This window comes from Lysinibacillus sp. G1-3 (assembly GCF_056322905.1).
Window position 1 is genome coordinate 16,568 of the sequence record NZ_JBWHYQ010000022.1, and the last position, 18,470, is coordinate 35,037.

At 34.2% G+C, this 18,470-nt stretch carries 19 protein-coding genes and 2 pseudogenes; 4 read left to right on the forward strand and 17 right to left on the reverse strand.

Annotated features, from left to right (window positions below; all coding sequences use genetic code 11):
- The first annotated feature begins 164 nt into the window (after positions 1 to 164).
- The gene (locus ACVYAD_RS20705) at positions 165 to 758 is read left to right on the forward strand and encodes a YdeI/OmpD-associated family protein (protein ID WP_476427780.1); all 594 of its coding nucleotides are present in this window, start codon (positions 165 to 167) and stop codon (positions 756 to 758) included.
- A 127-nt stretch (positions 759 to 885) separates the two neighbouring features.
- On the opposite strand, the gene ACVYAD_RS20710 is transcribed toward ACVYAD_RS20705, so the two are convergent.
- From ACVYAD_RS20710 to ACVYAD_RS20725, 4 genes are all read right to left on the reverse strand, one after another.
- Positions 886 to 1,503, reverse strand: coding sequence for an NUDIX hydrolase (locus ACVYAD_RS20710; protein ID WP_349658518.1), 618 nt, complete (start codon positions 1,501 to 1,503; stop codon positions 886 to 888).
- A 70-nt stretch (positions 1,504 to 1,573) separates the two neighbouring features.
- Positions 1,574 to 2,230, reverse strand: a complete 657-nt coding sequence (locus ACVYAD_RS20715) for a GAP family protein (protein WP_476427783.1) — start codon at positions 2,228 to 2,230, stop codon at positions 1,574 to 1,576.
- A gap of 24 nt (positions 2,231 to 2,254) precedes the next feature.
- A complete protein-coding gene (locus ACVYAD_RS20720) occupies positions 2,255 to 2,995 on the reverse strand; it encodes a MerR family transcriptional regulator (protein WP_476427785.1) in 741 nt (246 codons plus the stop codon).
- Positions 2,996 to 3,013: 18 nt separating this feature from the next.
- Positions 3,014 to 3,160, reverse strand: coding sequence for a hypothetical protein (locus tag ACVYAD_RS20725; protein ID WP_476427787.1), 147 nt, complete (start codon positions 3,158 to 3,160; stop codon positions 3,014 to 3,016).
- 158 nt (positions 3,161 to 3,318) lie between these two features.
- On the opposite strand from ACVYAD_RS20725, the gene ACVYAD_RS20730 reads away from it, so the two are divergent.
- Positions 3,319 to 3,984 (forward strand): DUF4097 family beta strand repeat-containing protein, encoded by a 666-nt coding sequence (locus ACVYAD_RS20730; RefSeq protein ID WP_476427789.1) that lies wholly within the window; start codon positions 3,319 to 3,321, stop codon positions 3,982 to 3,984.
- A 421-nt stretch (positions 3,985 to 4,405) separates the two neighbouring features.
- Positions 4,406 to 5,581, forward strand: a complete 1,176-nt coding sequence (locus tag ACVYAD_RS20735; protein ID WP_476427791.1) for a hypothetical protein — start codon at positions 4,406 to 4,408, stop codon at positions 5,579 to 5,581.
- 32 nt (positions 5,582 to 5,613) lie between these two features.
- Here the strand turns inward: ACVYAD_RS20735 and ACVYAD_RS20740 are convergent, their stop codons facing one another.
- On the reverse strand, positions 5,614 to 5,820 hold the full coding sequence (locus ACVYAD_RS20740) for a hypothetical protein (RefSeq protein ID WP_349658524.1): 207 nt from the start codon (positions 5,818 to 5,820) through the stop codon (positions 5,614 to 5,616).
- A 640-nt stretch (positions 5,821 to 6,460) separates the two neighbouring features.
- Between ACVYAD_RS20740 and ACVYAD_RS20745 the strand changes: the two genes are divergently transcribed.
- A complete protein-coding gene (locus ACVYAD_RS20745; protein WP_349658525.1) occupies positions 6,461 to 7,456 on the forward strand; it encodes a hypothetical protein in 996 nt (331 codons plus the stop codon).
- 177 nt (positions 7,457 to 7,633) lie between these two features.
- Here the strand turns inward: ACVYAD_RS20745 and lepB are convergent.
- The 12 genes and pseudogenes from lepB to ACVYAD_RS20805 all read right to left on the reverse strand — a co-directional run bounded on the left by lepB (position 7,634) and on the right by ACVYAD_RS20805 (position 18,465).
- Positions 7,634 to 8,253, reverse strand: a pseudogene (gene lepB, locus ACVYAD_RS20750) (signal peptidase I).
- 247 nt (positions 8,254 to 8,500) lie between these two features.
- Positions 8,501 to 8,734 carry a hypothetical protein gene (locus ACVYAD_RS20755; RefSeq protein ID WP_349658527.1) on the reverse strand — a complete coding sequence of 78 codons (234 nt, stop codon included), beginning with the start codon at positions 8,732 to 8,734 and terminating at the stop codon, positions 8,501 to 8,503.
- Between the two features lie 15 nt (positions 8,735 to 8,749).
- Positions 8,750 to 8,953 carry a hypothetical protein gene (locus tag ACVYAD_RS20760; protein ID WP_476427794.1) on the reverse strand — a complete coding sequence of 68 codons (204 nt, stop codon included), beginning with the start codon at positions 8,951 to 8,953 and terminating at the stop codon, positions 8,750 to 8,752.
- Between the two features lie 52 nt (positions 8,954 to 9,005).
- Positions 9,006 to 9,644 carry a TetR/AcrR family transcriptional regulator gene (locus tag ACVYAD_RS20765; RefSeq protein ID WP_349658529.1) on the reverse strand — a complete coding sequence of 213 codons (639 nt, stop codon included), beginning with the start codon at positions 9,642 to 9,644 and terminating at the stop codon, positions 9,006 to 9,008.
- Positions 9,645 to 10,355: 711 nt separating this feature from the next.
- The gene (locus tag ACVYAD_RS20770; RefSeq protein WP_476427796.1) at positions 10,356 to 11,168 is read right to left on the reverse strand and encodes a DUF6597 domain-containing transcriptional factor; all 813 of its coding nucleotides are present in this window, start codon (positions 11,166 to 11,168) and stop codon (positions 10,356 to 10,358) included.
- A gap of 33 nt (positions 11,169 to 11,201) precedes the next feature.
- Positions 11,202 to 12,722, reverse strand: a complete 1,521-nt coding sequence (locus ACVYAD_RS20775) for an aldehyde dehydrogenase family protein (protein ID WP_476427798.1) — start codon at positions 12,720 to 12,722, stop codon at positions 11,202 to 11,204.
- A gap of 14 nt (positions 12,723 to 12,736) precedes the next feature.
- Positions 12,737 to 13,282 (reverse strand): hypothetical protein, encoded by a 546-nt coding sequence (locus ACVYAD_RS20780; RefSeq protein ID WP_349658532.1) that lies wholly within the window; start codon positions 13,280 to 13,282, stop codon positions 12,737 to 12,739.
- A 21-nt stretch (positions 13,283 to 13,303) separates the two neighbouring features.
- Entirely contained in the window at positions 13,304 to 15,250 is a 1,947-nt protein-coding gene (locus tag ACVYAD_RS20785; protein WP_476427800.1) for a primary-amine oxidase, read from the reverse strand.
- 258 nt (positions 15,251 to 15,508) lie between these two features.
- Positions 15,509 to 16,054, reverse strand: coding sequence for an N-acetyltransferase family protein (locus tag ACVYAD_RS20790; protein WP_476427802.1), 546 nt, complete (start codon positions 16,052 to 16,054; stop codon positions 15,509 to 15,511).
- Positions 16,055 to 16,233: 179 nt separating this feature from the next.
- A pseudogene (locus tag ACVYAD_RS20795) lies at positions 16,234 to 16,601 on the reverse strand (isochorismatase family protein); the annotation flags it as partial.
- Between the two features lie 240 nt (positions 16,602 to 16,841).
- Positions 16,842 to 17,774 (reverse strand): stalk domain-containing protein, encoded by a 933-nt coding sequence (locus tag ACVYAD_RS20800; RefSeq protein WP_476427804.1) that lies wholly within the window; start codon positions 17,772 to 17,774, stop codon positions 16,842 to 16,844.
- A gap of 337 nt (positions 17,775 to 18,111) precedes the next feature.
- Entirely contained in the window at positions 18,112 to 18,465 is a 354-nt protein-coding gene (locus ACVYAD_RS20805; RefSeq protein WP_476427806.1) for a hypothetical protein, read from the reverse strand.
- Between the last annotated feature and the right edge of the window lie 5 nt (positions 18,466 to 18,470).

Consider the following 18,470-nt stretch of genomic DNA (forward strand, 5'->3'; position numbering starts at 1 on the left):
TTTTCCATCCGTATGCCCTCATGAAACTATTTTATCTATTTAGTGCATTATTTTAGTAGCCCCCTATTCGTAGCTCACTATTTTTAGCTAGACATCACACTAAATATTGTTTTATGATAAATCGATTAAACGATTAATTACTGATAGTAGAGGGGTTTTCTTGGATGACAAATAACAAAATGAATCCGAAGGTTGATGAATTTTTAAACAAAGCTAAAAAGTGGCAGGAAGAATATTCGGTGTTGAGAAATATCGTTCTTGACTGTGAGCTGACCGAAGAATTTAAATGGATGCATCCTTGTTACACGCTTGAGAACAAAAATGTCGTGTTAATCCATGGATTTAAAGATTATTGTGCGCTTCTTTTTCACAAAGGTGCCTTGTTAAAGGATTCCCATGGGATTTTAATTCAGCAAACGGAAAATGTACAGGCCGCGCGCCAAATTCGTTTCACTAGCGCTCAAGAAATAGTTGGAATGGAAACCATTATAAAAGATTATATACTTGAAGCCATTGAAGTTGAAAAAGCAGGTTTAAAAGTGCCGATGAAAGAGCATAAGGAATACATCATTCCTGAAGAACTTGACAATAAATTTAATGAAATGCCTGCCTTAAAAACGGCGTTTGAAAGCTTAACACCAGGGCGACAAAGAGCATATATTTTACATTTTTCTCAACCTAAACAATCCAAAACTAGATTATCAAGAATCGAAAAATACACGCAGCACATTCTCGAAGGTAAAGGATTAAATGATTAATTTTTTATAAACGTAAAAGTCCAATTTCTTATACATTATCATTAAGAAATTGGACTTTTATCATTATAAAGAAATATTGCCGATTGTTTATCATAGTAAATTCAGCGCTTCCATTAACTTATCACTATTAATCAAATATTGTATCTTTAGAAGGGTCCCTTAAAAATTCAAAAAGCATGTTAATTTGTGTATTTGTATTCCTCCCTAAAGAAAGCTTCGGTAAATGATCTTCATGATAAAATTTTACTCCTTTTGTTTCCAAACCATTTCTTGCATGCCCGCCAATAATCTCACATTGAACAAATAATTTATAATAATGATAAGGTTGAGGTGGATGCGGGTGCTTATTCATATCCAATAAAGCAAGTAATTTCGTAGGGACTACATCGTAACCCGCTTCTTCTTTAATTTCTTTGACAATGTTTTCACTAGGCGACAAACCTATATCACAGAAACCACCTGGCAAAGACCATTTATCATCATTTTTTTCTCTGACCATTAGTATTTTATTGTTCTGAAAGACTACTCCTCGAACATCCACTTTAGGTGTTTGATAACCCGTTTCATTCGTAAATAAATCCCTGATTTTTTTCATTTCTAACCCGGTGTATTCTCTCATAATCTCGGCACTTAAACTTCTTAATTGTTCATATCGTTCAATATCGTAGACATCTTTTGAAAAAGTTAATCCTGCTTGGGAAATTGATTGGATCTTCTTTGCCCATTCTAACCATTTATCACTCATGACGAATACCTCCCCCCTACCATTTTAAATTCTACAAAGTGATTAACGGTGTTAAAACCCGTTTCATTCATTATAGATAATCTTTAGTGTAAAATATTAATATTACCCCAACTATACACATCATCCAGGATAAGGTAGAACTTGAACTACTTGATATTTTATTCCGAAGATTTACTAAGGTAGGGTTTATCCACTTTCCAAACAATTTATATCCTAAAAATAGTAACAGAGCTGGTAAAACCATAATAATATTGTATACCGCTATAATTGGAAGCCACTGATAAAAAGGCATATTCGTTGTCGTTAGTAAGCCAATAGCAGCAAAATACGGTAAAGCCATGCCTGCCTCTATCATAAAAGTCGTAATACCAATAATAATAATTGAGAATATACTTTGAGTTTTAGGCTTTGGAATATTACTTTTTTTATTCGCAGGGATAAAAAAGCTAGCAGTAAATAATATCACCCCTACTATAAAGATGACCCAGCTAACTATTTTATTTTGAAAAATGTTAGAAAATGTTTCTATAATAAAATTTAAGCCTAACATCATGATGATACCTAATGAAAAATAGAGTAGTGCAACCGTAAATAGATATGCAAATAATCTTGATGTTAAATTTTTTTTGTCTGTTAAAACGAGAAATAAAGTAACACCAATAATTGTAGGGCTTAATGTATCTAAAAGAGCTAAGCCACCCAAATAAATTAATATATCTGTTCCCATCTTTCCCCTCCACATTTCAAAAAACTATGATTTATGTCCGAGATAATATATATAAGCCTTTTCCATAAAGTTAAGGATTTCCTGATCCATTGGATATAAATTATATTTTTCGGATTCCTCAGGTGACTTTCTAATGTCCCAAAGCTTATCTAAAAAAGCATCTTCGTCATTAAAGTCTTCACCTTTTTTCACTTCCATTCTCTTAATTATATTTTGTATTCGTGTATTACTATAACCAAGGTGCATATGTTTTTTTAATTGCCCTACTAAAGCAATCCACTCTAAAGAGTCTGGATCGCTACTACCCATTTTTGGAAGTTTTTCTAGTGCTTCCATGTTTTTAAAATTTAATGTATCTCGATTATTTTTTAATACTTCTTTAGAATCCTGATTATTATATAAATCCATAATTTTTTTAATCCTAAATTCTTCTCCATCAATCGCTATACCGTTTATGAGTTCCCTTAAACTAGTTTTTATCTTTGAAAGACGGTCCTGTTCACTAATAACATAAGATAGTTGTTTCATTAGACTGTTCGACCAATCCCATTCTTCGGACTCTAGCATCATTTTGATCTCACTTAATTGAAATCCTATAGTTTTTAAGAATTGTATTTGCTGAAGTTTCTTTAACTCAGTGTATGAGTATAATCGATGACCTCCTTCTGTTTTTGAGACAGGTTTCAGAAGTCCAATTTTGTCATAATATCTAAAGGTTCTAACTGATACACCACTCAGTTTTTTAAATTCGTTAATATGAAACAAGTTAATACCCCTACTTTCTTATTCATTTATTTTAAAAAACATAGTTTTTAACAGATAACCAATTCCTAAGCCAATTAGTACCCCCGGAAAAGCATTATCACTCAATAAACCGACTCCTGCTCCAATAATAACGCAAGCATAAATAATAATATCGTCTTTCTTCATAACAGGATTCTCCTTTTAAGTTAGTTTAAAGCAAAAGCTCTACTAACAGTATAAAAGATGACGCAAGGTCACTTTCAAGGAATTTAAACATCCTGTTGGATAAAATTTGAAACTGACCTTACGTCATTTAATATAATCAAGTTTAAGGAGGGCGGAAAATGATTAAACAAACAACCATTCGTTTATTTATAGTACTAATTATGCTTGCAGGATGTTCGTCAAGGGAGGAAAACGTCGTCGTCAATAAAGAATCTGTAGAAAATATTGAGGAGATTATGATAAATTTTGCAAGTACTGATGTTGTATTTTCTCCAAGTGAAACAAATGAAATAGAAGCAAATTTAACGGTTAATGATGACGGACCGGGTGCAATAGTAGAAAAATCTTCAAAACAGCTATCGATTAAATTGGATACTGATATTACACGATTATTTAATCTTAGTAAAAAACCGTCTTTAGAAGTTAAAGTACCTAAGCAATTCAAAGGTAAATTAATTCTTGATGGATCTTCTGGAAATGTTACCGGAAAGGAATTAATTCAAAATAACATTGAAATACGCTCAAGCAGCGGTAATGTTAAACTCCATTTTATAGAATTGAACAATGATGTAAAGATAACAACCACAAGTGGTAAAGTATCCGTGGATTTTGATGAAGAACAGCCTAATTTACAATTAGATATCAATACAAACAGCGGTAGACAATCAATTGACTTAGCTTTAAACAGCAGTTCAAAGACAAAAAAGGGGTTACAAGGTATTTCAGGTAATGGTGATCATAAGATACAAATTGTAACGAAGTCTGGAAATATAGTTTTGAATTAGATAATTTAAATGGCATAGCATATTGAAAGTTCAATTTGCTATGCCCTTTCTTTTCAATGAAGAGACACTTTCTAAACAATCCCTGCTCTATAAGTTGACACAGTTTTACTTCTCCCAGAACAAATCATCTAAGATTTATTTAACGTTTTACATTTTGTGTGTCTGTTTTCCACAGATGTTGATTTAGCAAATGACAATAACCACTCATTGTGAACTGTGCCGCAATTGTATCCAATATCGAACTCATGCCCAAACCGCTGCCTAATGAAATAACTATGTCTAACTTTTAAGTGTCGCTTCATCAAGGATGGTCTTCTCACCTATTCTTCATTATAAATTTTATAAATCAATGAACTTTTATATATGGTAATTCGTCTAATTATTGGTAATACCTATTTTTTAAATAGAAGGAGAAATACATATGAAAAAACCGATTAAAAAAACTTTGATGATTGCTTCAGCACTTACTATTGGAATAGCTGTTCTGACACCACTTCAAGCTGGGGCTGCGTCAGTAAAAACAACAGATAATAGTAGTATTACTGTTCAACTTGAACAAAAAATTACAGGAACCATTAAACATATCTATGATGATGGAATGAACATCAAAGGAAGAGATGGTCAAAATTACTTTATAAGTTTCCACAAATTTTCTGATGAACAAATAAGAAAAATGAAACTAGTAGAAGGACAGGAAATCTCTGTAGAAGGTAACACTGTAGAGAGTTTTTCAGACTTCTTCACGTTTGAAGTATTTAAAAAAGACTTTCCTAAGGAGATGACAAAAGAAGATTTAACAATATTAGAAAAATTGTTCAATGAAATGAAACAGCTGCAAAAAGAATTTTCAAAAGAGATAAACTTAACAGATGAAGAGATAGAAAAGAAACATGAGGAACTAGAAAAAATTTACGAAGAAATACATAAAATCACAAAGCCGTATACATTAGCTAATTGGCAACCTCTATCATTTGAAGAGTATATGGCGAATTACGGATTTAATGAGAAAAATATAATTATTAAAGAAACCGATAACGTACAACTTAAAGCTATTTATAAAGAATGGATAAAGCTTGAAAAAAGTGGTGATGAGGAAAAAGCTAACAAAAAATATGAAGAGTTTGATAAAATCCTTGAACCATATCTAGTTGCGCTATATGCACCTCCAACATTTGAAGAATATTTGGATGACTATATGGGAGACACTAAATTAAATATCCCTGTTGAAACTTTAGCCAAACTAAAAACTATTTATGAAGATTCTCAAAAAGCATTAGAAGAGGGAGATGACGAACTGAATGATAAGCTTTGGGAAGAATTTTATGAAATCCTTAATCATCAGTCCATAAAACCTCAAACATTTGAAGAATACATGGCTGAATTTGAATTCGAAGTTAGTGAAACAGATAGTAAGAAATTAAAACAGCTTTATGAAGAAATCTTCGCTCTTAATGAAAAAGAAGAACAAGAAAAAATCGAAGCAAAATGGGAAACATTTCACAAAATTTTAAACCCATATTTTGAAGCAAATAAAGAAATTCTTATATCAGCTTCTAAAGTAACGATAAACAGCCATGACTATCTTCCACTACACTAACCAGTAAAAATTCGGGGTTATCCTAAAAGTCATTAAACAATGATTTGAGGTTTAACCCCTTTCTTACCTCCGCACAATATACCTTCATATGCGATGCCATATCGTTTTCTTCTTTTCAACAGCTTTATTAGTTTGTAAGCTTTTAGGTCCGCTAACAGATCATTGTCCGATTCCTGGTCCGCAAGAAAATCATATATAGTCATTTGACCGTGTTGTTCCATGTATTCAAAATGAGTCATTACTTATCCTCCTCACTACCATTCAAGCCAGTTTTTTAAAACCCGGTCTGCTACCTACAGTTTGTGGGTACTTGTCACGCTTATTAAACCGACTTTTGTTAATTTGTGTTGTATTTATAAACGTTGAAATAAATATGTACAAAATTGCTTGTTTAACCAAGTACATTTTTGATTTCCTTTGTATATTACAACTTTACAGGGAGTGGCGAGCATGATAGCCTTGAGCGGATAGCCAGACCTTGATATAGCCGGGTTCTAGGCTATCGAATCATGCGAGTAGAGGCTCCTTGTCAAGTTGTATTATTCAAGCACTTGTATAGAAAAGTAGTTAATCAGCGAAAGAGTACATGCTTAGACTAGCAAAAATGTACATTGTGATTTTGACATTTACAGTATTGTTACATGTTCATTATTCCAATATGAATTGAGTTAAATGTTTCTTATGTTGGCAGTGAATTCGGTAATCTTCCTTAAAATCTTCATTATGCTTTAATTTCGAAATTTCAATTTCACCTCTTCTTTTTTAGTAATAACAGGAATTTAAGATAATATATCTAAAAAAGGAAATATCCTTGTTGTTCAACTACTGACAAGGTTAATATAATAACAATAGGTTTCAAGGAATTTAGGAGGAATGTTTATGAAGGTAATTGGTACAAAAAGTGGTAAATTCAAATTAAAAAAGAAAGATATACATATAAACGATCATAAAAGATTATCAGATGTAACTTTAACAAATTTAAAGGAGTTACATTTAGAAAAGTTCCCTGTTGTAAATGACTTTGAAGTACTAATTAATAATAAAGATTACAAAGGTAGAGGGAAACTAATTTCATTATATAGCGCAAGCAGAAATGAACAGTTAACTACATTTCCTCGGTGGCATTGTGCTGAAGCCTTCTTAAAAGACTGGAGTAGTAGTACTATACCAACTGGAACTATTGACGATCCGTTTTATGATATGAGGAAAGGTTGGCAAATTATTATTTTTGAATATAAAGGGTATATTTATATTTTACAAGGTAATGAATTTAAAAAGAAAATTAATACGATTCACACCTGGTATCGAACGCCTAAAGAGGGATATTTCAAAGAGTGGAATAAATTAGTTAAGCAATATAAAGGAAAGGATATTAAGGTAATAGGTACAAAAAGTGGTGAATTCTATTTTAAAGAGATTGATACAAAAATACATATTAACAATAATGAAAAACTAACAAATATTTGTACAAATAATACAATTAATTTAAAAGAATTGAACTTCGAAAAGTTTCCTATTGTATATGACTTCGAAATCCTTATCACTAAGAAACGTTTGTCTAAAGGCTTTGGTAAACATATATATTTTTATAGTGCGAGCAGAAATGAAAAATTAGGTTCGTTTCCATATTTGGACCATGCTGAAACCTACCTAAAAGAATGGTGTAAACGGGATATACCATCCGGAACTATTAAACATCCTTTTCGGGATTTGGAACAAGGTTGGCAAATTTTTATTTTTGAACATAAAGATTATATGTATATCCTAGAAGGCGGTGAATATCATCTCAAAAAAAATAAGATAGAAAAATGGTATCGAACGCCTAAAAAAGATTATTTTAAACAGTGGAAAAAATTACTTAAAGCATTTAAATAAAACCGTATAATCAAAAGGTAATATCCCCTGTTTATTCAAATGGTAAACCTCCATTTACAACTTAAAAATGGAGGTTTGCCACTGAATATTCAGGTTAACTAATCTTCAATTTACCTACTCGTTCTACCACAGAATTATTGCTGCAGTAAGTTTGTTTTTTTCAACCAACTCCTAGGTTCAGTTAAAATTCAAGTCAATATGCTCCATTGGCCAACAGACGATACTTGTTGTACCCATTATTTTATCTTTAGGGATGAATCCTACCTCAGGATTTCTACTATCATTACTTACAGGACGATTATCACCTAATACAAAGTAATGTCCTTCAGGTACCGTAGTTTCACCTAAAAGTTGGTCTAGCGTAAAATCATAAGTGAGTGATCTAGCGTAAAATCATAAGTGAGTGATCTAGAACCTTTTAATTCCTTCTTGAATTGGTCTAAATAAGGTTCACTGAACTTCTCACCGTTTATGTATAATTGATCATCCTTATACTCGATTTTATCTCCTGGTAGACCTATAATACGTTTAATAATATTTTTTTCTTCATTTTTATTAAGAAGAACATGTTCAACAACAACAACGTCAAATCGATCAATCGACTTAAATTTCGGACCGATTTTATTAACAATTACACGGTCTTTGTCTTCCAATGTCGGCATCATTGAAGCACCTTTTACGAGTACTGGCGTAAATAAAAACGATTTGATGACAAACGCCACCAATATAGCGAATGCAATCGCCTTTATCCATTCGATTAACTCATTTTTTAGTTTTCCCTGTACTTTTTCTTCCAAATTCTCACCTCCCACTAATTCTCTTAAATAATACGTTAAACAATGGAAAAAGTTTCAATTCCCTATTCATATAATTATTAAAAATGTATTCTCAAACTAACGTCAAAAAATCATTTTATGCGATTGACATCATATCCATTAATACGCTAGCAGAATCGATTAAACGACCTGAGCCTTTAAAATTTTCCTGGCTCAAGCCGCTTTATACATGGTTATTATTCCCCTTGACCTAGCACAGTTCAGCATACTAAATTTTTCTTATTTCATTGGTTGTTGCAATAGAACTCAAAATACCTATTGTCCCGAGAACTAACAACGATTTCGAAGGACCAATAATTCCTAATGTTAATCCTCCTACTCCTACGACAGTTGTAAAATACCTACTATATTTCAGTTTTGATTTTGTTACTTTTGGCATTTTCATATTTACCCCAAACCCCTTATTTACCTTACTCAAAGCAGCATCTAATTGTTTAATCATTTTAGTTTTCCTCCGTTATAATAAATTGAATAAAAAATCAATAGCTGGATTTACTAATAGCAAGAAACTGGAAGCCAATACATATACACCGTATTTTTTCTTTTTTAAAATACAAAACAACCCAATCATAAACACAACCAGTGCAAGCCCAATTGATATGTAGCTGAATATTCCTATAGAACTATTTTGTTGCAAGATATCTACTATTAAATCTCTCAAAGCAAATTCCCCCAATCTTAATGTTTGTTTCTGTTAGTTTACACAATGGTCATTAGTAGGATTTTTGGTTTGCTAAAGAAAACGAATTTGCAAAAATTTGATATATTGAACTATCAAGTAGAAAATTGAATATTTCGCATTTGTTATAAACTAAATCTTTTTTCATCGCTGCAGTATATAATAATGTACTAAAGATTCCATATGCTTTTTCTTTTGGTATTCTCATTTTTAAATTTGAACGCTCTAAAACTTCATCAAAAAACTGCATATCATTTTCTCTTAGATGTTCAATTTTTTCTTTAGGTAGCTTTTTTAAAAACAAATGATAATCTGGATTGTTGAAATTATATAATGTAGGATGCTTTACATACTCTTCAAAAAGCCAGTTCATAGCTTTTTTAAACCCTTCAATACCCGAGTTAGTCTGTATCATAAAATGCCATTGTTCTTTCAATTGATTTTGAATCATTGACAGTACTTCTAGAAAGAGCTCTTCTTTTGTTTTATATAGCCTGTAAAATAATTCGGTTGATATGCCGACTTCATTAGTAAGTGTATCGATGCTAGTTAATTTGTATCCTTTCGATTTCCAACTCTGAGCACAACTTTCACGTAACCTTTGTTTAAGTAATGGAATATCTTCCTCAGTAAAATTTTTTGCCATTAAATCGGTTCCTCTAATTAGTATCATTTGGATCAGCCCCTTTCATTTCGTACTTTAATTGTACGAATCGATTGTCTCTTTTTTCTTACTCATTCCTTACAAGTTTATTAATTATATAAAACTAAAGATGAACCAAATGAAAAATAGAAAGGACTTAATCCAGCTAAAAAAAGCCCTCCACATATGATTGTGAAAGGCAATAGAAATATTTTCATTCGAAACTTGTCCTTATAAATATTTAGAGGGAGACAAGTTTGTCTCCCTTTCCATTTAATATGTTTCACGTCCTCGAACTCGTTCCAAGACTTCTACCGCCGTCATTCTCCCAACGATCAATGTCCCAAACAACATCAACATCTTCCAAGCCGTCTTGTATTTCTCCGCTAGGAAGGGTACCAGTTCTAGCTATAGAAATAATACATCCTCCTTTTCTTATCAATTTCACCTTGGCGTAATTGAGTCCAGATTTTGAAATGGCCAGCACAATTCATTCCTTTCAAAATCCATGACAACCGCCGGAGGCTTTATCTTCATTTAGTAGGTGTTTGACTGAATGAAGATAAATATTTCTTATTTCTATATTATGAAATGTTATTTGTTTTGTTCATCACCCGAATAAGGGGTGTTTTGGAGGTGAAAATTCAACTGCCACAGAACATAGAACCATTTCTGCTCATGAACTAAAAAAACATACTAATATAGTATGTTTTTTTAAGACAGAGTGAAAGCTCTGAGGGGCTAATAAGATAGAAACTTTCGTTTTATATTTTTCCAACCTAAAAATTCTTTTATATATTCAGCAGGTGTTATGACAAGTAAGCTTTTAAATTCTTTGTAATAATGTGAAGGATCATAGTAACCATATTGGTCAATGCTTACAGGTGTCTCTTCAAAAGAAAAATGTTGAAGTAAGAGTTGAATACGAATGAATTTGCTTAATTTTTTCGGTCCAAAACCTGTTTTTTTGTAGAAAAGTTCTCGGATATATCGCTCAGAATAACCTGTTTTATGTTGAATTACATCTGGTATGAACAGACCATAATTTTCAATAATAGAATCAAAACAAGTAGCGAATATTTCATCACCCAAGCTTTTTTCCATTTTTCGAGAACAAAAATATTCATTACAAATCTGCACTCTTTGTTCGAAATCTCCTGCTTCAAAAACAGCTTTTATAAATTTTGAGTCTAGTGTGCAGCCTAATTCAACATTAACAAACGGTTGTTGAATAATTTGTTTTAATGCGCAATTGTATTGAATAACTGTTTGTTTTGGATTTAGACGAACACCAAAATATTTACCTTTTGGGGTAAATGAATAAATTTCACGTGTAGTCGGCGTATTCCCTAAGACAACCTTTTGATCTTTGCCCATGTAAAACATTAAATCTTGGCAAGCATCAGGAATGACATGAATATCACTATTAATGCCTATTGGTTCAAACTCATAATAAAATAGTATATCCTCGTTTAACTCGCTGTTTGGAGTCAGTTCTCTATAAGAATACGTTTTTTGGACCAATTCAGGTTGGATTGGATAATAGCTACTCAATAAGCCGCCCCCTCACTTCACTCTTAGGTAAAATTAAAAGAATCCTTGCGCCTGTTCATTGTAACTAGCTAAAACACATTTAGTTGATTGATACGATTCTAAAGCTTTTAAATGATTTTCTCGACCGAAGCCTGACTTTTTGTAGCCGCCAAATGCTGCACCCGCAGGGTATTGATGATAGGTATTTATAAAAACACGTCCTGCTTGGATCTCTCGACTTGCTTTATAGGTAACATTTGTATTACGTGACCATACAGCTGCCCCTAATCCATACATAGTATCATTTGCAATTTCAATTGCTTCCTCGAAGGTTTTAAACGTAGTCACTGCCAATACAGGACCGAAAATTTCCTCTTGGAAAATACGCATTTTGTTATTGCCTTTAAAAATAGTTGGTTGAATAAAATAACCATCTAAATTATCAAGGTGATTTTCGGCGCCACCGATTAAACATTCTGCACCATCTTGTTTAGCAATTTCAAAATAAGAAAGAATTTTTTTATGTTGTTCTTCTGAAGCCTGTGCACCCATCATTGTTTCAACATCGAATGGATCACCAACTTTAATTTGCTTTACTCGTTCAATAGCTTTTTCCATGAAACGATCATAAATAGACTCATGGATCAAGGCTCTAGATGGACAAGTGCAAACTTCACCTTGATTTAAAGCAAACATAACTAATCCTTCGATCGCCTTATCTAGATATCCGTCATCAGCATCCATGACATCTTCAAAGAAAATATTAGGAGATTTGCCACCTAACTCTAGTGTAACAGGAACTAGATTCTCAGATGCATATTTCATAATCAGTTTACCGACAGCTGTTGAACCCGTAAAGGCCACTTTGGCAATACGTGGGCTTGAAGCTAACTCTTTCCCTGCCTCTACACCAAAACCATTAATGACGTTTAATACACCTTTTGGTAATAGGTCTTGAATAAGCTCAACTACGAATAAAAATGATACCGGCGTTTGTTCTGCTAATTTTAAAACAACACTATTTCCAGCAGCAAGTGCTGGCGCTAATTTCCAAGCTGCCATTAAAACAGGAAAGTTCCATGGGATGATTTGGCCGACTACACCAATAGGTTCTTGGTAATGATAAGCTACTGTATCCTCATCAAAAGGTGTCACTTGACCTTGTTGTGCGCGAATGGCACTTGCAAAATAGCGGAAATTATCAATTGCCAATGGAATATCAGCATACATAGTTTCACGAATCGCTTTCCCATTATCCCAAGTTTCTACCTTTGCAATTTTTTCAAGGTTTTCTTCCATACGATCAGCAATGGCTAGTAAAATACGTGCCCGTTCTGCTACGGGTGTTTTCCCCCAGGTTTTTTGGGCTTCATGAGCGGCATCTAATGCTAGCTCTACATCTTCTTTTGTTGAACGAGCTACACGTGTAAATACTTCTTTCGTGATAGGCGTACTATTATCGAAATACTCTCCATTTACAGGTGCTACCCATTCACCACCGATAAAATTGTCATATTTCTTTTTGAATTGAATGCCAGATTCTTCAATATTCGGTTTAACATTTACCTTTACCATAATTATCGACCCCTTTAATGATGATTATGATGCTGTTGTTCTTCTTTTACAGGTACCTCTTTTTGAATCTCAAAACTACTTACTACTAGTACACAAATCATTAAACCAGCCACAATGTAAATATGCTTTGGAATGGCTTTTATAAAGATAGGAAACATTTCTCGATTCCATACACCGATAGAAATGATTGCACTTACTATAAACATCATTGTAAAAAAGATAATGCTTAACGTTGAATATTGGGTAGTCATTAATGTTAGCATCACACCCATCATTGCTCCCATAAAACTAGATCCTATACTTTCCATGAATAGGTGCATTGGTAAGCCCGTTGACAATAAATAGCCTAAAGCAATAGAAATAATAATAGATGTTATTGCACCTAGTACCATATCAGGAAGCCAGGTAGCCATATTCATCCCAACAGCAGTACTCATTGTCATAGAAATCAGCATTATACAGCACTTAGCCATGCCATGATTAGCAAAACGCTGTTTTAGTAAACGGTTCGTGATTACCGTAAAAGTAACAATCACCAACATGCTTAGGAATGGTAGCATATAAACACTCCTTTAAGAGTTTTATTGTATATGACAAGACGAAGTTGTGTGACACTTCTTGTCTGGTCTAGGAACGTCTATTGCTGGGTTTCGATCAAAGAATCCAACTGGTTTCAATTGGAAATTGATGTATGCAGTTGGCATTACAGGCCAATCTTCAGGGCGCGGGATATGATGATGGCCCATTGTGTACCACACGACGATATCTTCATCATCAATTGAACGGTTTTTCTCAACGTATTTTGGAAGTCCATCTCCTCCTGCATGTTGATTTGGATACATACCTGTTGCATATTTTTCATTTTCATCAAATTGCGTAACGTGTAAATGGTGCTTAAGGAAACCAGCACGTTTCATAACACTTGATTCTTCATGAGCAAATGGGAAGCAATTTTCGCCAGGCAAAATTTTATATCCAACGGGTTGATTCACTCGGTTAAGTGAGTTTTTATTAATAATTTTCCAAGTACGCTGCGTTTTTAAATCTAAATTACGTAACGCTTCCTTCTCCGTTTTAAAGATACGTGAAAGAGGATAGAAACCATTACTATTCGGATTGTGTTCTCCCAATGTTTCTGAAACTGTTTCTGTTTCAACTACTGAGTTATTTTCACCGTCTAACATCGTATCAAGTCGGAAATTAAAGAAGTGTTGATGATGTGATGCGTTTAATCCTGGTGATATCTCAGATCCATATTTTGTTTGGATGCCATCTTCACATGTACCAGTGCTTAAAATACCAGTTAGCTTGACTTCAGCTTCAATCGTACCGTCTTGGTAGAAACTCCAATAGAAGCCGTAATCATAATTTCCAACTGTACAGAAGAATGAAATTACTAGTCGACGTGAGCGCCTTACTTCTACATGGCCTGTACGCCAATCTGTATGTTTCCAACCAATCCCGTAATCTTCTTCGTGTAAGCAAATCGCATTTTTGATCGTACGCGCATTTCCTTTAACATCAGCTACAACACCATCAAAGTATTGAATTTCACCTAAGCAGTCGCAACCAAGTTCTAACGAATTGGCTAATTGACCCATTCCATATTCGCCAGCATCAAAGGCATTTTGAGTGTTATGCGAAAATGTTGGTTCACCATAAGGGACAACCATTTCTGATAATGCTGCACGATAAAGAACCGGACGATCCTTGCCTTTGTCATGATAATTAATTGTGTATAATACAAGGCCCTCACGTGGTGTAAATCCATAGCGGAAACTCCACTTTTGCCATTTGATCAAATTACCTTCAATTGTAAAACTTGGCCCTTCAGGTTGAATGATTTCCAATGGTTTTAAGTCATTTCTAAACACTATTGATTCATCAACTTCAGGATAGTAATTACCTGATGTTGTTGGGATTGGACGTACCCCGTGATCTTCTACTTTGTAAACTTCCATTTTGTTTAAGTCTACATACGTTACAATACCTGTTAAAGGGTAAGCATATCCGTTATCTTCTAGTGATTTTTTTTGCCAGCAAATCGCACGAAGTAAGCGTTTACCTTCATGTTCCTGAATACCAAAATTCCCTGCTGACCAAGGATCCACCATGATTAAATCAGGATTGTCAATGCCACGTTTCTGTAAAGCTGCTACAAAATCAGGGTGGCTCTTTACTAATTCCTCACATTGCTCAAATTCCTCTAAGGCTACATTAGGTTGTACGCCAGGAATATATTCGTAGGAATCAACTTTTTCTGAAGTTAAATTTACAACTGCTTCAAATGTTTTCAATTCTTTATCATCTAAAATCACTAAAAATACTTGGCGATCTACAGTATTACATGGCTTGTAATTTAGTACTTCTGATTTTTTAGGTTCATGTAACATCACCGACATAAATCGTACATGTTCAGACAACTGTTGCTGTTCCTTGACTATTTGAACAGCTTTTTCAATTTCTACTTCAGATAATGGTGATAATGGGTGGCTTAGCTCAACGTTTGGATTAACCTTTACTGACATAGTATCAACCCCTTTTAATTTGTTCCCTTTAATTATAATCAGGAAATTCAGTAAAAGTTATTGTAAATAACGGCATTTTTCTATACAAGTTATTTTTAGCTAAAAATATATAATATTTTATTCTTTATGTATTATTTATGCTAAATAAGCTATTTGTAGTTCTCTCATTGAAACTTTCTTCCATCTTGCCATAGCAATGTTTTTTGTTGTAAAAAAAACAGCTAAGCACCTATTTGCTTAGCTGAGTTTATATTAAAATTATGGCTTAATTCTTCCCATGACAATTGTATTATAATAATTGCCATCTGAAAGGAGTTTATCATTTTTTAAAACGCCTTCAACTTCAAAGCCAAGCTTTTTATAGAGCAAAATTGCTTTGTCATTTGTCTCTACAACATTCAAGGCCATCTTTTTAATGTCATTAGCGTCAGCCCACTCTATCGAAGCATTTAAAAAATTTTTGCCTATTCCATAGCGCCAAAACTCCTTCAATACACCTACACCAAATTCTACTTTATGAGCAATTCTTTTAAATGGTGATCCCGCACATCTTGAGAATCCGACAATGCGATTATCGACTACTGCCACTAAACACAAATTTCTTGGACTTTCTGTGTCTTCCTTAATAATCGCTTCAAAACCATTCGTATCGATAAATCCTTCCCCTTGTTCTCTATCGAAGTTTTCCGTTTCTCCATCAAGTTGTAGCCTTAAAGCTGATAATGCTTGGGCATCTTCGAGATTAGCAGATCTAATTGTATAATGAAGTTCGTTGACAATAAATTTTTGACTGTTTATAAGCATTATTGAAACCTCTTTTACTTAGTTTTATAAAAAGTAGTCGGCTGAATTTTTACGAATCGATTGTGCCAAACAGACTCGTGGTGCTTAATAATTTGCTCTGCCTTTAATACAAGACTATGTAGTGTGGTATGGGCACCTTCAACTAAAATATTATGATGGTATCCATGGCTGTAAGCATTTCGGATGGTCGTATCAAGGCAAAATTCTGTTTGAGCACCAGCGAAAATAAGCTGCTCAATTTGTTGTTCTTGTAAATATTGCGCTAATTCCGTTTGATAGAATGCATCCAAGTTGTTTTTTGAATCACTTTATCTTCAGGTTGTCGCAGAAGCCCGTGATATAGATCCCAACCTGGCTTACCAAATGCAAAATCGTCGTCCTTATTTGAAACCGTATGTTGGATGAAAATAATAGGAACCTCACTATTACGAGCCCAAGTTATTAACATATTAATATTATCTAACACTTTTTCATAATCAAATAAATAATTTTCACTATCCAAAAAGAAAGCTTCCTGCATATCCACGATAATTAATGCCTGCTTCATATAGTGCTCCTTTAAAATTTGACTTTAATTATCTAATTGTACATAAATTTATTTTCCATTTGAAGAGAATTAAGAGGGGTGAATATCGTATTATCATAGCGTGTGGTTGATTTCCGTTCCGGCTATATACTTTCTTGAGAGCTTCATATGAGCTGCACCCTTTCTAAAGCATATACGAAGTTAAGATAAAACCCCCTCCATAGCAACGATGCCATGAAGGGGGTAAAACTACATTTTATTTTATTTCATTAATTCTTCAATAAATTCAACTGGTACATATGTTTTTGATGGTTCTAATAAAGCTGGTGCTACTTTAAAATAACGAAGTGCTTTATTATAGCCATATTCTTTTTGACCACGTGTAATTGTATAAGATACTGCGCCTTTAGAGATAATAGCGCCTTTTCCTGTAGATTCTACTTTAAAGCCTAACTCTTCGGCAATTAAACGTAATGGCACCATCTTAGTACCTTCAACCTCATAAAAGTCATTGTTAATAATTTCTTGTACAGCAGCTTTAGACGGATCTACTTCACCTTGTTCTTGTGCAATCGTATCTAAAACGACAACTTTTGAAGGTGGAGTTTGTGCTGGAATGCTCATTGTTGTAATTGTGTAGAACACTAGTAAATGTTGCTCTGCTAAATCTTTAGCTTTTACTTTTTTACCAGATAGGCTGAGTAATTCCGTTTCTTTCCCAACATTTAGCTTTAACGTATTATCAGTATTCACTAATTCTTTATTGAAAAAGTCTACTTCACCAATTCCCATTTCTTTTGTTTCAACAATAATTACTTCTGGGTTATATTGTGGTGGATAGATCATAAGCATCGGCTTATTTGCATACGTGTAAGCTGTTACTTGATCACCCTTTTGTAGTTTAACTTCTTTACCTGTATTATCGAAAACTAGTGTCTCGTCATTTACGACAAAAACATTTATATTTTCGTTCTCTTTCACAGTGAAATAGGTTGCATCCTCACGTTTTTCAACATTCTCAATTGTTCCAGCTATTTTAATAAACGTTGGTTGAACTTCTGGATTTTGCTCCTTATTATCAGTAGCATTCGTCACAACTGTTTCTCCTTCGTTTGCTGATGCGGTTGGAGCTACTACAGCGCCCCCGATTAATAATGCTGACATGGCAAATGGTACGACTTTCGTCATTTTCATAAAAAAGCATCTCCTTCATTTCACGAATTCATAGAAGTAGTCGATTATAAAAGAAAAAGGTTACAGCATTGCCAACTTTTTTAGCATTCCCCAAAAAAGCCGCGATTCTTTTACAACGAAGAATCGCGGCTTTTACTTATACTGTTTGTATTGATTTACGGATATTTCCTTGCTTCGCGTGGGTGTTCGGTCACCTTCCGCGGGTATTTGCTCGCCTTCCGCGGGTATTCGCCTTCCTTCCGCGGGTATTTGCTCGCCTTCCGAGGGTATTCGCCTTCCTTCCGCGGGTATTCGCTTACCTTCCGCGGGTATTCGCCTTCCTTCCGCGGGTATTCGCTTACCTTCCGCGGGTATTTCCTCCTTCCGCGGGTATTCGCTCCCCTTCCGCGGGTATTTGCCTTCCTTCCGCGGGTATTCGCTCGCCTTCCGCGGGTATTCGCTCCCCTTCCGCGGGTATTTCCCCCTTCCGCGGGTATTCGCTCGCCTTCCGCGGGTATTCGCTTATCTTCCGCGGGTATTCGCCTTCCTTCCGCGGGTATTCGCCTTCCTTCCGCGGGTATTTGCTCCCCTTCCGCGGGTATTCGCCTTCCTTCCGCGGGTATTCGTCTTCCTCCCGCGGGTATTCGCTTACCTTCCGCGGGTATTTCCCCTCCCCCCGCGGGTATTTCATTGCAACTAGTATTACAAGCATTCCAT